This is a genomic window from Serratia sp. KH_031 (assembly GCF_057839655.1).
The window spans coordinates 161,081-175,054 of the sequence record NZ_CM174496.1 but is presented as its reverse complement, the minus strand read 5'-3'; the positions used below and the strand labels follow the sequence as shown (position 1 = coordinate 175,054).

At 52.4% G+C, this 13,974-nt stretch carries 12 protein-coding genes; 5 read left to right on the top strand and 7 right to left on the bottom strand.

Annotated features, from left to right (window positions below; genetic code table 11):
• Nucleotides 1-58: 58 nt before the first annotated feature.
• Nucleotides 59-1,099, bottom strand: a complete 1,041-nt coding sequence (pldB, locus tag AC3ISQ_RS00750) for a lysophospholipase L2 (RefSeq protein WP_489350100.1) — start codon at nucleotides 1,097-1,099, stop codon at nucleotides 59-61.
• Nucleotides 1,100-1,242: 143 nt separating this feature from the next.
• Here pldB and rhtB point away from each other — a divergent pair, with 143 nt between their 5' ends.
• A complete protein-coding gene (gene rhtB / locus AC3ISQ_RS00745; protein ID WP_489350099.1) occupies nucleotides 1,243-1,863 on the top strand; it encodes a homoserine/homoserine lactone efflux protein in 621 nt (206 codons plus the stop codon).
• Here rhtB and rhtC read toward each other — a convergent pair.
• Genes rhtC through pldA form a run of 3 tightly spaced genes read right to left on the bottom strand, consistent with a single transcriptional unit; the run spans nucleotide 1,860 to nucleotide 5,264 of the window.
• Nucleotides 1,860-2,483 carry a threonine export protein RhtC gene (gene rhtC / locus AC3ISQ_RS00740; protein WP_489350098.1) on the bottom strand — a complete coding sequence of 208 codons (624 nt, stop codon included), beginning with the start codon at nucleotides 2,481-2,483 and terminating at the stop codon, nucleotides 1,860-1,862. The genes rhtB and rhtC overlap by 4 nt on opposite strands.
• Before the next feature lie 19 nt (nucleotides 2,484-2,502).
• Nucleotides 2,503-4,335: an ATP-dependent DNA helicase RecQ gene (gene recQ / locus AC3ISQ_RS00735; RefSeq protein WP_489350097.1), complete on the bottom strand. Its 1,833-nt coding sequence runs from the start codon at nucleotides 4,333-4,335 to the stop codon at nucleotides 2,503-2,505.
• Between the two features lie 50 nt (nucleotides 4,336-4,385).
• Nucleotides 4,386-5,264 carry a phospholipase A gene (gene pldA / locus AC3ISQ_RS00730; protein ID WP_489350096.1) on the bottom strand — a complete coding sequence of 293 codons (879 nt, stop codon included), beginning with the start codon at nucleotides 5,262-5,264 and terminating at the stop codon, nucleotides 4,386-4,388.
• Between the two features lie 177 nt (nucleotides 5,265-5,441).
• Between pldA and AC3ISQ_RS00725 the strand changes: the two genes are divergently transcribed.
• Both AC3ISQ_RS00725 and rarD read left to right on the top strand, forming a co-directional pair.
• Nucleotides 5,442-5,912, top strand: a complete 471-nt coding sequence (locus AC3ISQ_RS00725) for a thioesterase family protein (protein ID WP_489350095.1) — start codon at nucleotides 5,442-5,444, stop codon at nucleotides 5,910-5,912.
• 64 nt (nucleotides 5,913-5,976) lie between these two features.
• Nucleotides 5,977-6,864 (top strand): EamA family transporter RarD, encoded by an 888-nt coding sequence (gene rarD, locus AC3ISQ_RS00720; RefSeq protein WP_489350094.1) that lies wholly within the window; start codon nucleotides 5,977-5,979, stop codon nucleotides 6,862-6,864.
• On the opposite strand, the gene AC3ISQ_RS00715 is transcribed toward rarD, so the two are convergent.
• Together AC3ISQ_RS00715 and corA are read right to left on the bottom strand one after the other, a co-directional pair.
• Complete coding sequence (locus tag AC3ISQ_RS00715; protein WP_489350092.1) at nucleotides 6,856-7,914, bottom strand: AbrB family transcriptional regulator; 1,059 nt, start codon at nucleotides 7,912-7,914, stop codon at nucleotides 6,856-6,858. The two genes, rarD and AC3ISQ_RS00715, sit on opposite strands and share 9 nt — an antisense overlap.
• Before the next feature lie 230 nt (nucleotides 7,915-8,144).
• Nucleotides 8,145-9,095 (bottom strand): magnesium/cobalt transporter CorA, encoded by a 951-nt coding sequence (gene corA, locus AC3ISQ_RS00710; RefSeq protein ID WP_489350090.1) that lies wholly within the window; start codon nucleotides 9,093-9,095, stop codon nucleotides 8,145-8,147.
• Nucleotides 9,096-9,551: 456 nt separating this feature from the next.
• On the opposite strand from corA, the gene AC3ISQ_RS00705 reads away from it, so the two are divergent.
• The gene (locus AC3ISQ_RS00705) at nucleotides 9,552-10,025 is read left to right on the top strand and encodes a WbuC family cupin fold metalloprotein (RefSeq protein WP_489350088.1); all 474 of its coding nucleotides are present in this window, start codon (nucleotides 9,552-9,554) and stop codon (nucleotides 10,023-10,025) included.
• Between the two features lie 322 nt (nucleotides 10,026-10,347).
• Nucleotides 10,348-11,367, top strand: coding sequence for an IS110 family RNA-guided transposase (locus AC3ISQ_RS00700; RefSeq protein WP_489347652.1), 1,020 nt, complete (start codon nucleotides 10,348-10,350; stop codon nucleotides 11,365-11,367).
• Between the two features lie 440 nt (nucleotides 11,368-11,807).
• On the opposite strand, the gene uvrD is transcribed toward AC3ISQ_RS00700, so the two are convergent.
• A complete protein-coding gene (uvrD, locus tag AC3ISQ_RS00695) occupies nucleotides 11,808-13,973 on the bottom strand; it encodes a DNA helicase II (protein ID WP_489350087.1) in 2,166 nt (721 codons plus the stop codon).
• Nucleotide 13,974 lies beyond the last annotated feature (1 nt).

Here is a 13,974-nt window from a genome sequence, read left to right as displayed (position 1 = left end):
CTCTGCGTTGGCTACGTTTGCTCACCCGAATCACTTACTGATGTAAGCTCATCGGGACTCACTCACTTGCCGCCTTGATGCCACTCCAATTATTTTGAGTATCGTGTTGAGCAAAGAAACGCAGGATTGCGTTCAGTGCTTCGGCGCGCATTGCGTCCCGCTCGAACAGGATCTCATGGCGTGCGCCGCTGATGACCCAAGGCTTTTCTCCTTCACAAGGATGCCCCGCGTCTGATAATGCCTGACAAAAAGCCTGCTGGGATCGGTTATCAACCACCCGATCTTCACCGGCCTGCAAAAGTAATAGTGGTGTAGTGATTTTCGCCGCCTGAGCAACTATCTGCTGCCCAGCCTGAATACTTTCTCGCACCCAGTGATAAGTTGGCCCACCGACCCGAATTTCCGGGTAATCGGCATAGTAGCGTTGGGTGCGACGATAACGCTCACGGCTGTGCGTCAACACATTGACCACATACGGTAGTGGTCGCCACTGACCGGTACCCACGGCATAATAATCGCGTATTGCCGGACGTTGCTCTGTCCAGTTCAGAATACGATTCGCCAACCAATACGGCATCGGCAAATAAATGCCAAACATCGGTGCAGATAATGCCACGGCGGCAAAGGCCTGCGGCTGACGAATCAAGAACTGCGCCAAGATTGCGCCGCCCATCGAATGCGCCAACGCAAAACGCTGCCGATAACCGTAAGATTCGACTTCTTGCTGGTAAAAAGTGGCAAAATCGTCGACATAATCAGCAAAGTTTACCACATGCCCACGGTGGGGATCTGCCAATAAACGGCCAGAACGCCCCTGACCTCGGTGATCGATAATCAACACATCGAACCCAGAGCGGAACAGATCGTAGGCAACTTCTGGATATTTAACGTAACTTTCGATACGCCCAGGGCTGATGACTACCACACGTTGATGTTGCGGCGAGCGGAAACGCACAAAGCGGATTGGCACATCGTCCACGCCACTAAACTCGCCTTCCTCACGCAGCCGCCAGAAATCCAGCAATGGACCAGTGGCGAAAGCCGCAAACTGCGTTTCGCGAGTTAACCAGTCATCGGTGTCGAGTGCAAACGACGTCATTACAGATCTTTTCCCTGAATCACTCATCGCAAAATATGCGAGCTGTAGCAGAAGAAATCATACTAGCGTAAGGTGGCAGAAAAGTGATGTTATACCCGCTTATTGTGGCACAAATTAGATACATTCATTCAGGGAACTTCGCCATGACCTTCGACTGGTGGTTAACCTATCTGGTGACAACCATTATTCTCAGTCTTTCTCCCGGCTCAGGTGCCATCAACACCATGAGTACCGGCATTAGCCACGGTTATCGCGGCGCTGCGGCGTCGATCGCTGGCTTACAGGTCGGTTTAAGTATTCATATCGTCCTAGTGGGAATTGGGCTAGGAGCGCTGCTTTCCCAATCGCTGATCGCATTTGAGATCCTCAAATGGTTCGGTGCGGCATATTTGGTCTGGCTGGGCATTCAACAATGGCGAGCTGCAGGAGCGCTGGATCTGAATACGTTGGCGGGCAATATGCCACGTCGGCTGTTGTTCCGACGGGCAATATTAGTGAATTTGACCAACCCGAAAAGCATCGTGTTTCTAGCGGCGCTGTTCCCACAGTTTGTCGTGCCCCACCAACCGCAAGCCGAGCAATATGTGATCCTCGGCGTGACGACGGTGGTAGTGGATATTATTGTGATGATTGGTTATGCCACACTGGCAACGCGCATTGCCCGTTGGCTGAAAACTCCGCGCCAGATGCAGTTACTGAATCGCATCTTTGGTTCGTTGTTTATTTTAGTGGCGGGTTTATTGGCAACCGCCAGAAAAGCTTAACGGGTGAAGATCAAGTGCAGGCCAAAACCGGTAAACAACACGCCTGCCACGCCGTCGATCCATTTGGCTAAGCGTTGATAACCGCGACGCATCGCTGGCAGTGCGAACACCACAGCAACCAGACTGAACCAAACAAAGGTTTCAGCCACGATCAGCAGGAACAGTCCCCAACGCGCACCAGCACCGACGTCATCACCGACAAACAATGAGAACACGCTACCGAAGTAGATCACCGCTTTCGGGTTGGAAAGATTGGTCAGAAAACCACGGATAAAGCTGCGTCCGGCTTTAGGTAAAACAACGTTGACTTCGGTTTCTACCGGTTGGGCGTTCTGAGCACGGGCGGAACGTAGCAACTGCCAGCCCATCCAGCACAGGTAAATCCCACCACCAACCATAATGATCTGGTGTAACCACGCCATTTTTTGCAGGATCAGATGCAGCCCCATCAGCGCCACACCAGCCCAGACCACGATCCCCAGTGAAATCCCTACCACGCCCATCATCGCTTCACGACGTGAACGGCTGGCAGCGGTTTGCGAGACGAAAAAGAAGTCCGGCCCTGGGCTCATCAACGCGATCAAATGCACCATCGCCACGGTTAAAAACAGCATCAGCATGATTTACAGCTCCTATTCATCATTCATCGTCGCCATCTAAATGAGCGCGGATCATCGCCATAAACGGCGTACCAAAACGTTCCAACTTACGTTGCCCGACGCCGTTGACGCTCAGCAGTTCGCTGGCACGGATCGGCATCTGCTCTGCCATCTCCAACAATGTAGCATCGTTAAACACCACATACGGCGGAATATTTTCTTCATCGGCGATCGATTTACGCAGTTTGCGTAATTTAGCAAACAGCTTGCGGTCGTAATTGCCGCCGTAGGATTTCTGATTAGCGCTGCTACGTACTTTCAGGCTCTGAATTCGCGGCACCGCCAGTTGCAACGCCACTTCGCCGCGCAGGACCGGGCGAGCCGCTTCTGTCAGTTGTAGCGCCGAATACATGGCAATGTTTTGCGTTATAAAGCCCAAATGGATGAGTTGGCGCAACACGCTAGTCCAGTGTTCGTGCGTGTGCCCACTACCAATGCCGTACACTGGCAGCTTGTCGTGACCATATTCACGAATACGTTGATTATTAGCCCCACGCAAGACTTCAACAATGTATCCCAAGCCGAAGCGTTGACCGACACGATAAACGCAGGACAGCGCCTTACGCGCGTCTTCTAATCCATCGTAACGCTTGGGGGGATCGAGGCAAATATCGCAGTTGCCGCAGGCTTGCTGTTTACCTTCGCCAAAGTAATTCAGCAACACTAAACGGCGGCAGGTCTGAGCTTCGGCAAATGCCCCCATCGCATTAAGTTTATGGCGTTCGATATCCAGTTGTGCCCCGGCGGGTTTCTCTTCCAGACAGCGACGCAGCCAAGCCATATCGGCCGGGTCATACAGCAAGATTGCTTCGGCAGGCAGACCATCACGCCCGGCTCGACCGGTTTCCTGATAATAGGATTCGATGTTGCGCGGGATATCAAAATGCACCACAAAACGCACGTTAGGTTTGTTGATGCCCATACCAAACGCCACCGTCGCCACTACCACTTGCAGATCATCGCGCTGGAAAGCTTCTTGCACCGCCGCGCGGCGTTCGTTATCCAATCCGGCGTGATAGGCCCCGACGCTCAAGCCACGGCTTTGCAAGCGTGCAGTGGTGTCTTCGACCTTGGCGCGACTGTTGCAATAAATAATGCCGCTTTTACCACGCTGATCCTGTACAAAGCGCCAGAGTTGGTCGAGCGGTTTGAATTTTTCCACCAGTGTGTAGCGGATATTCGGGCGGTCGAAACTGCTGACTTGGATCAACGGCTCATGCAACGCCAGCAGACGCACAATATCATTACGTGTAGCTTCATCTGCCGTAGCAGTCAGAGCGATTACCGGCATCTGTGGGAAACGCTGCTTCAACTGACCGAGCGCACGATACTCCGGGCGAAAATCATGTCCCCACTGCGAAATACAGTGCGCTTCATCTACCGCCAGCAACGCGGGTGGGCAATGGACAAGCAGGTCGAGGAAGCTGTCCATCATCAGACGTTCAGGAGCGATATACAGCAGTTTGATGGTGCCATTGCGACAACCCGCCATCACTTCCAACTGCTGCTCGCGGGTTTGCGTCGAGTTATAGCAAGCCGCCGCCACGCCGTAAGCCAAGAGCTGATCGACCTGATCTTTCATCAAGGAAATCAAGGGAGAAACCACCAGCGTCAAACCATCCAGCACTAACGCCGGGATCTGATAGCATAACGATTTACCACCGCCGGTCGGCATCACCACCAGACAATCCTGCCCGCCGATCGCCGTGTTGATAATCGTTTGCTGTCCCGGGCGGAATTGCTGGTAGCCAAAGGTATCGTGCAATACCTGTTCTGCCAGCAACTCTCTGTTTATCACTGCTGCGGTTGACACACACTTCCCCATCTTATTGCGTTATGCCACCGTCATGGGCAGCTTTAGGGCTACATAATATCGTTAAGCATGACACCAACGCCAACCCGTGTCTGCCTGAAGTTGTAATCGATCAGTGATTCACCATAACCGCTGAACACTTGCGTGTAGAAACGCACGTGCTTGGAGACAGGATAACTCCAGCCCATTTCTGCGCCACCAAAGCCCGTGTTCCAGTTGTAGTGCCCATCAACGCTGAACACGCTATCGCCCCAAGCGTAACCGACTTTCAGGCGGTAATAACCCATATATTTAGTGATATCAGGGTTGTCATCGCTGTCAGCGCTTTCCGAGAAACGGAACCAAGGCTTGAGATCAACCTGCCAATTGCCATTCTGTGCCATAAAGCGCGCGTAACCACGGTTCCAACTGCGTGAAGTGGGCTCTGAACGTCCGTTGGACTGATGGTTAACACCGACCTCAATGTCGCGTAGCGTCCAACCGGCAAAACTGTAATCCGTTGCCCAGCCGAGGAAGACCTGCGGCTCATAGTCGGTTTCACGGAAAGGGGAAGATTCAGCATGGTTGGAAAGCTGCCACCAAGAGCGTTGCGTGTAAGAAGCTCCCAGCACCGAGTTTTCACCGGCGATACCGCGCCACAGTGGGAAGCCCAAGCTAAGCTGGAACTTCACTTCATCCTTACGTGCATTATCAGCCCAGTTGTAGGTACTGATGGCCTCTTTATTGATATCGCTGGTATAGGTGTACAACACATAGTTGGTGTCGTACGGGTACAACGTGAATGGATTGTCGTGAGATTGCAGCAGGTTGGCAATAATGCTGCCGCGTACCGCCGGTGTATCATGAATCTGTTGCTCTTTAGCTTCTTCAGCCTGACCTAGTGCCGGAGCTAACAGCAATGGCAGTGCGATCCTTGATAGTTTGCGCATAACATCCCTCAGAGTTCAAAAAATACAGGCAAGCGAAAGATTTAATTTTACACGCCATCGCGGGTGAATATCAGTCCAGAATTCTGATATTGGGATTTAACAGGGATGGAAATAAGTAAAATTTCAGCATATTATTAACAAATAATTAACCTGGACTGACCAGTTAAGAGAAGAATTATGTCTACGACTCCACTGTCCCTCGAAGTAGCTCGCCAGAAAATGGGCGAAATTTTTGTCTATCACATGCCATTTAACCGCGAGTTAGGGCTAGAACTACATCGTTTCGATGCTGATGGGGTCGAACTCCGCTTCAACAACCAGGCCAAACTGGTCGGTAATGCGGCGCAGCAGATCCTGCATGGTGGCGTAATCGCCTCGGTATTAGATGTCGCGGCAGGTTTGGCCTGCGTAGGTAGCATTCTAATGCGACAAGATCCGTTGATCGAGGAAGAACTCGCATCACGCTTAGCACGGATGGGCACCATCGATTTGCGCGTCGATTATCTACGTCCCGGCCGTGGCGAACACTTTATTGCTTCCGCCAGCGTACTGCGCAGCGGTAATAAAGTCGCGGTGGCTCGCGTTGAACTCCATAATCACGATGGTTTGCATATCGCCAGTGCCACGGCAACTTATCTGGTGGGATGATTGTGTGCGATGAGTGGCTCCAGTACACTCGTCGGATCATAAATTTTCCCTTCAGAGTAACGTCATGGACGCAAAACAGACGCGGCAAGGCATCCTTTTCGCCTTAGCCGCTTATTTTATTTGGGGTATTGCCCCGGCCTACTTCAAGCTCATTCAACAAGTCCCTGCCGATGAAATCCTCACTCACCGTGTCATCTGGTCATTTTTCTTTATGCTGGTATTAATCAGTGTTGGGCGTAACTGGCCGAAAGTACGCACCGCCTGCCAAGACCGTAAGCGTCTGTTATTACTGGCACTCACGGCGGTATTGATTGGTGGCAACTGGTTGCTATTTATCTGGGCGGTGAATAACCACCATATGCTGGAAGCCAGCTTGGGGTATTTCATTAACCCATTGGTGAACGTGCTATTGGGGATGCTATTTCTCGGCGAACGTTTTCGCAAAATACAATGGCTAGCGGTGTCGCTGGCCTTTGGCGGAGTGTTGATCCAACTGTGGCAATTCGGTTCGTTACCGATCATTGGATTAGGTCTGGCGTTCAGCTTCGCCTTCTACGGGCTGCTACGCAAGAAAATCGCCATCGACGCGCAAACCGGTATGTTGATTGAAACGCTGTGGTTGCTGCCCGTCGCGGCGGTGTATCTGTTTATGATTGCCGATAGCCCAACCAGCCATCTGAGCGCCAACTCTTGGTCGCTTAATCTGCTGTTGGTCGCCGCGGGTATTGTTACCACCATACCGCTGTTGTTCTTTACCGCCGCCGCGACTCGGTTACGTTTGTCCACGTTGGGTTTCTTCCAATATCTTGGCCCGACATTGATGTTCCTGCTGGCGGTGACTTTCTACGGTGAAACCGTCGGGCAGGACAAACTGGTGACCTTCGGCTTCATCTGGGCGGCCTTGATTTTGTTCACGCTGGATGCGCTATATCAACAACGAAAGCTACGTTGATGCCGGTGAGGCGCGGTTGGAGATAAACCGCGCTATCGCTGGGCCAGTCAGCAAAATGGTGAACAGACGCAACGTCTGCATCGCCATCACAAACGCCATATCTACCCGACTACCCGCAGCAATAATGGCGACGGTATCCAGCCCGCCGGGACTGGTGGCCAAATAAGCCGTCATCATATCCACCGGCAGGAAGCAGGTCAGCATCCAACCTAAGCCAGCACAGAACAACATCAGAGCCAAAATCGATACCAGCATCTGCGGCAAAGTACGTAGCGCCAGCAAGAAGATCGGGTGAGTAAAGCGCAGCCCGACGCTCCAACCAATTAACGCATACGCCAATGCCAGCAACCATTCAGGGATTTGCAGCACCATCGTTCCGCTGGAATGCAATGCCGCACCGATTACCATCGGCAATAACATCGCGCCAGAGGGAATACGCAGCCGTGGCCCCAACCAGGAACCGACCACCGCGACGCCCAACGTACCAAGGAAATGCCAGTCGAGTGCCGGGAACCATTCTAGCGCCACGTTACCCTGCCCAACTTCATCGCCGAGACCGATACGTGCCACCACTGCCGCTGCCGTGGCGACAAACAATACCCGCAGATATTGCATAAACGCGACCAGTCGCACATCGGCACCGAAATCCCCCGCCATCGCCACCATGGCGGAAGCGCCGCCGGGCGAAGAGCCCCAAGCGCCCGTTGGACCGGGTAGGCTGCTAAAGCGCACCAAACACCAACCGACAACACCGCTGGCAAACAGGGTGGCAAACAACACCAACAGCACCAACGGCCAGTCTTGTAGTAATGGCGTGAGAACCGCCGGAGAAAGCGTTTGGGCAATCATACAGCCCAGTATTGCCTGTGAAGAGATGAACAACGGATTTGGGATACGCACCGAGGCGCCAAATAGCCCCATCGCGACACCGACAATCATCGGTCCCAACAATAAAGCGGCAGGAATATGGAATGCTTGTAGGCCAAAACCTAATACCAGCGAAGCCAGTAACAGGATCAGCCATTGAACCGAATGAGGTAACTTCTCCATCAACGTATTCGCCTTACTTGGCAGATGAATAGAGGAATATTGTAGCGTTATTTATACCCTAAATAATTGGAGTTGCATCGCGGCGGCAACTGCGCGAAGCCCTAGGAGCTTGGCCCACCAAGTGACTAGGGTGAGCAAAGGCAGCCAACAAAGAGGCAGCTTCAAGTATGACGGGTATAGCAGGCTAAGGAGTAGGAAAATAACCAGGGCGATCAACATCGCCCCAACGTTTACAACCAGTTCTTACGCTTAAAGTACAGATACGGTGCCAACCCAGCCAAGATCATCAAACTGATCGCACCCGGATAACCCAGCGACCATTTTAGCTCCGGCATAAATTCGAAGTTCATACCGTAACTCGAAGCCACCAGCGTAGGTGGCAGGAACACCACAGAAACCACCGAGAAGATCTTGATGATACGGTTCTGCTCGATGTTGATGAAGCCCATCGCCGCCTGCATCAAGAAGTTAACCTTCTGGAACAGCGATTCGTTGTGTGGCAGCAGGGATTCGATATCGCGCAGCACTTCACGCGCTTGCTCCAACTGCCCCGTCGGCAAGCGAGCCTTACGCACTAAGAAGTTCAATGCGCGTTGGGTATCCATCAAACACAAACGCACTTTCCAACCGATATCTTCCAACTCTGCCAGTGTCGACAGCGCTTCGTCATACTCATCGCCTTGATGCCCTTCCATGATCACCCGGCTGAGTTTTTCCAGATCGCTATAGATGTTTTCGATCTCATCCGCCAACTGCTCAATTTTGGTTTCAAACAGATCCAGCAGCAGTTCGTAGGCGTTGCCATCGACCATCGTCATATTACGGGCACGCATCCGATACAGACGGAAAGCAGGCAGCTCGCGCTCACGTAAGGTATATAGGCGACCATCACGGATGGTAAATGCCACGGTGGAGTTACCCGCGTGGTCTTCGGCATCTTCAAAGTAGAAGAAGGAGTGGATGTGCAGACCGTCTTCGTCTTCGAAGAAACGCGCCGAGGCTTCGATGTCATCCAACTCAGGGCGTGTCGCCAAGCTTTGCCCTAATTCACCCTGCACGCGCTCGCGCTCGCCTTCTTCCGGCTCGACCAGATCCACCCACAACGACGTGGTCAGATCGTCCGCATCGTCTAACTCCAGACGGGATAAGCGATTGTTATCTAATCTAAATGCGCTCAGCATGTGCCAAAACTCCCAAATGATAACGGGTAGACAACGCGTGGAAACACCGAAACAGAAGGATGTTGTATCACCAGTTTGTTTCAGACCATAAAGAGATCTGACTCATAGCGACACAAAAAGGTCGCCGACAACCACGAAGGCTATCAGCAGGATGGGATAGCCTTAGAAGTTGTACCTGTTGTGTAAATCATTGTTGTCCAGGTCAGTGAGCCAGTATCTACTGGGTGCGTCCAAGGCGTATGTCCTCATTGATAATAGTGCGCGCATGTTACGCCGAGAAGAAAAAGTCTGTCAACCGGTTGCTGGTAATAATTGCGCAACAATTCAACACGCCTGAAATTTGAGAAAAGGCTGGCTTAACTGAGGGTCAACATGTCAGAAAAAGCCACCTGCACCTCAGACTCAGCGTTAGAATATTGCTACCATAAGAACACATCAAGATTGCGGATTTAACTTATGAAACAAATAACCGCCCACGACCTGACAACCATGAGTGAACAGGCCGCCCAACTGCCCCGCCTACGTAAACCACATAACTTACATGAAGAACTGAGCGATCCGGTACAGCGCTTGGCGATTGCCATGGAGCCGGGCACCTATATCCGTCCGCATCGCCATCCACAAACTTGGGAGTTGCTGACGTCACTGCACGGGCGCTTCGTGGTACTGCAATTCAATGACGACGGCGTGATCACTCATCGCACATTACTGGGTGATGAAACCAAAGTGCTAGAAATGCCAGCGAGTACTTGGCATGCGGTGTTATCGGTCGATCATGGTGGTGTGATTTTTGAAGTGAAACAAGGCCCGTATCAACCCCTGACGGAGGCTGACTGTATGCCGTGGGCACCGGCAGAAGGCGACGAAGGTATCGACAATGTGATGCGGTGGTATGCGACGGCGCAGGTGGGTGATAAATACTCCCATTAATTTCTTTTTAAAACCTAACAGCCACGCTATAGGTAAGTTGAGCGCCGCAGTTCAAGCCATTGAAGGCGCCGAACGGAGAAACAAAGCATAGGCAAAAACGCCATGGATGGCGTTTTTAGGCGAGCTATACAGGGATGTATATCGTAGCCGGCCGTTATGCGTAGTGCCGCAGTGAGGGACAAATCTGCCGGGAGCAGATTTGAGCACCGCTTGCGGTGACCCCGAAGGGGCGAGTCCCAGGGATAATGAGATGGACGCTCCAACTTTCACGGCATCTAAGTGCCAAACTGTGAGTGTTAAACCCAAAAGAAGGAGCGTCCAAATGCAAGTATCTACTCTCGGTATCGACTTGGCAAAAAACGTGTTCCAGCTTCATGGCGTCGATCACAATGGCAAAACTTCGCTCAAGATGAAATTGACTCGGGCGAAGTTCATTCCCTTCCTGATGCAGTTGGAACCTTGCCTTATCGGTATGGAGGCTTGTGCCTCCAGCCATCATTTTGCTCGCATACTCAGCCAGTTTGGTCATCAGGTCAAACTCATCCCCCCGCAATATGTGAAGCCTTACGTCAAAACTAACAAAACCGATGCGGCTGATGCTGAAGCCATTTGTGAAGCCGTAACACGACCGAATATGCGTTTTGTACAGATTAAGACAGCCGAACAGCAGGCGGTGTTAGCGCTACATACCGAGCGAGATATTCTTGTTCGGGAGCGCGTAGCTTGCGCCAACAGCCTGCGTGCCATGTTGGCAGAGTTTGGCATCATCATGCCTGCGGGGACAGGGGCTTTTTACAAAGGTATTCCCGATATTCTGGAGGATGGAGAAATTGCATTATCTCCTTTTGTTCGCCGCAGTATCGGACGTCAATTCGGGCATATTAATGAATTGGAAGACCAGCTTAAGCTGATAGAACAAGAACTCAGTAGCTGGGCCAAAACTCAGCCTGCGTGTCAGCGGGTGGCAAAAGTGCCCGGCGTTGGCCTGATGACCTCCACTTATTTAGTGGCATCTATTGGCAATGGTCAGCAGTTCCACTCAGCCAAACAATTTTCTGCTTGGTTGGGTCTGACACCCAGAGAGCATTCCAGTGGGGGTAAGCAACGATTGGGTTCTATCAGTAAACGCGGTGACCGATATTTTCGTTATTTGTTGGTGCATGGTGCTCGCGCCGTTGCAGCAGTGATTGAACGGCACAAAGAGGATATGCCATGGCTTGATGCCCTGTTAAAAAGAAAAAACTACAACATTGCGGTGGTGGCACAAGCCAGCAAGACGGCGCGTATTCTCTGGTCGATGTTGGTACATGAAACAGAGTATCGCCCCTTGTCTGCACATTGAGACAAGCTCAAGAGCAGACAAGGGGCAGTAAATGAGTTAACGCAGTCCGGTAGTTGCAAGTGTAATCAATAAGATGGCGAAACAGGTAAGACCGCAGGTGAGACAATCCGAACTCGGCCCTGGGCATTATAGCCCGTAGGGATGATAGGAACTCACCTGGCGGATTTCATCATGGTTCGAGCGCAATCAAGGCTCATAAAGAAACCGGATATATGGCTGCAATACCTGTTCACTTTTTTAAAGAAAAATACTGGCATTATCGGAGCGTCCATATATGGGACGAGTATTTTGCGCCAGCAACCGCCTGATGTGGCGAAGGCGCGGGGTGCAGGGGAACACGCCTTTTGTTCCCCTGCTCGGTCGCGGTTATATCGGCCGCAAATAAGTGAAAACGCTTAGCGACCGAAAACTAACACTAACTCGCATATCCTGATAAAAGGCTACGCCGTCTCAAGCTTGGCATACGCCGCCACCAGCCACTTGATCCCTTCCCCCGGAAACGCAATCTGCAAACGGCTATGCTCACCACTGCCTTCCAAGTTCACGATCGTCCCTTCGCCAAACTTCGGATGACGTACGCGCTGACCAAGCTTGTAGCCGGTATCGTTACTGCTGATCGGCGTCCCCATGCTGCGGTGATTCACCGGGCGGGAAACGCTGGCACGCAGTCGGACTTCCTCCACGCACTCTGGTGGGAGCTCACCAACGAAACGCGAAGGCCGGTGACTTACTTCTTTGCCGTACAGACGACGCGTTTCCGCGTAGGTTAGCGTCAATTTCTGCATCGCACGCGTCACGCCAACGTAGGCCAAACGGCGTTCTTCTTCCAGTCGACCGCCTTCGTCCAGCGACATCTGGCTAGGGAACATGCCTTCTTCCATACCGACGATAAATACCTGTGGGAACTCCAACCCTTTCGCCGAGTGCAGCGTCATCAGCTGCACCGCGTCTTGATAAGCATCGGCCTGCCCTTCGCCCGCCTCCAGAGCCGCATGGGACAAAAACGCCTGTAACGGCATCAGATCCCTTTCTTCATCCTGATAACTATACTGGCGCGTTGCCGTCACCAGTTCTTCCAAGTTTTCGATACGTGCCTGACCTTTTTCGCCTTTTTCTTGCTCATACATAATGAACAAGCCGGAATCACGGATCACGCGGTCGGTTTGCACATGCAGCGGCATATCGGCTGTTTCATGCGCCAACGATTCCACCAGCTCGAGGAAACGTTGCAACGCCGAGGCCGCGCGCCCCGCCAGCACTTTGTCTTGCAGCAACGCACGAGTGGCCTGCCACAACGTCAGTTGCCGATCTCGCGCCGCTTTACGCACTTCGTCCAAGGTACGATCGCCGATGCCCCGCGTCGGGGTATTCACCACGCGTTCGAAGGCCGCATCATCGTTACGGTTGGAAATCAGTCGCAGATAAGCCAGCGCATCTTTAATCTCTTGGCGTTCGAAGAAGCGTTGCCCGCCGTAAATGCGGTAAGGCATCGCGATTTGCAGCAAAGCTTCTTCCAATACGCGCGATTGGGCGTTGCTACGGTACAAAATTGCACAGTCGTTGAGCGAGCCGCCGTTGTCTTGCCAAGTCTTGATGCGGTTAACCACAAAGCGCGCTTCGTCCAACTCATTGAAAGCGCAATACAGGGCGATGGGTTCCCCTTCGGCGCCGTCGGTCCACAGGTTTTTACCCATTCGACCGTCATTGTTGGCAATCAGCGTATTGGCCGCTTTTAAAATATTGCTGGTCGAACGGTAGTTCTGTTCCAGACGAATGGTTTCCGCGCCGGGAAAATCTTTCAGGAAACGCTGGATGTTCTCTACCTGCGCCCCACGCCAGCCGTAAATCGACTGATCGTCATCACCCACAATCATGACGCTGTTTTGGCTGCCACCCGCTAGCAGGCGGATCCAAGCGTATTGGATGCTGTTGGTATCTTGGAATTCGTCCACCATGATGTTGGTAAAACGTTCGCGGTAATGATTAAGAATTTGCGGCTTATTCAGCCACAACTCATGGGCTCGTAGCAGCAATTCCGCGAAATCTACCAGCCCAGCGCGATCGCAGGCCTCTTGATACGCCTGATAAATACGCAACCAGGTGGTTTCCACTGGGTTGTTATAGGTTTCAACGTGTTGCGGGCGTAAACCTTCGTCCTTCTTACCGTTGATGTACCACATCGCCTGACGCGGTGGCCATTGCTTCTCATCAACATTCAACGCCTTGATAATGCGTTTCAATAGGCGGAGTTGATCGTCGCTATCGAGGATCTGGAAATCCTGCGGCAGATTGGCGTCCATATGGTGAGCGCGCAACAGACGGTGCGCCAAGCCGTGGAAAGTCCCAATCCACATACCGCCTTGGCTGGTGCCAATCAAATGCTCGATACGGTGACGCATCTCCGCCGCCGCTTTGTTGGTAAAGGTCACCGCCATAATCGAATACGGCGAGCTGTTCTCTACCGACAGCAGCCAAGCAATACGATGTACCAGCACCCGAGTTTTACCGCTGCCCGCACCGGCCAGTACCAACAGGTTGCTACGCGGCGCTGCCACGGCTTCGCGTTGTTTTTCATTTAGGCTGTCGAGCAGATCGGAAACGTCCATA

Bases quoted from the DNA above. Each gene is read 5' to 3' on its own strand.
- pldB (WP_489350100.1), bottom strand. From the start codon at position 1,099: ATGACGTCGTTTGCACTCGACACCGATGACTGGTTAACTCGCGAAACG.
- rhtB (WP_489350099.1), top strand. From the start codon at position 1,243: ATGACCTTCGACTGGTGGTTAACCTATCTGGTGACAACCATTATTCTC.
- rhtC (WP_489350098.1), bottom strand. From the start codon at position 2,483: ATGCTGATGCTGTTTTTAACCGTGGCGATGGTGCATTTGATCGCGTTG.
- pldA (WP_489350096.1), bottom strand. From the start codon at position 5,264: ATGCGCAAACTATCAAGGATCGCACTGCCATTGCTGTTAGCTCCGGCA.
- AC3ISQ_RS00725 (WP_489350095.1), top strand. From the start codon at position 5,442: ATGTCTACGACTCCACTGTCCCTCGAAGTAGCTCGCCAGAAAATGGGC.
- rarD (WP_489350094.1), top strand. From the start codon at position 5,977: ATGGACGCAAAACAGACGCGGCAAGGCATCCTTTTCGCCTTAGCCGCT.
- AC3ISQ_RS00715 (WP_489350092.1), bottom strand. From the start codon at position 7,914: ATGGAGAAGTTACCTCATTCGGTTCAATGGCTGATCCTGTTACTGGCT.
- corA (WP_489350090.1), bottom strand. From the start codon at position 9,095: ATGCTGAGCGCATTTAGATTAGATAACAATCGCTTATCCCGTCTGGAG.
- AC3ISQ_RS00705 (WP_489350088.1), top strand. From the start codon at position 9,552: ATGAAACAAATAACCGCCCACGACCTGACAACCATGAGTGAACAGGCC.
- AC3ISQ_RS00700 (WP_489347652.1), top strand. From the start codon at position 10,348: ATGCAAGTATCTACTCTCGGTATCGACTTGGCAAAAAACGTGTTCCAG.
- uvrD (WP_489350087.1), bottom strand. From the start codon at position 13,973: ATGGACGTTTCCGATCTGCTCGACAGCCTAAATGAAAAACAACGCGAA.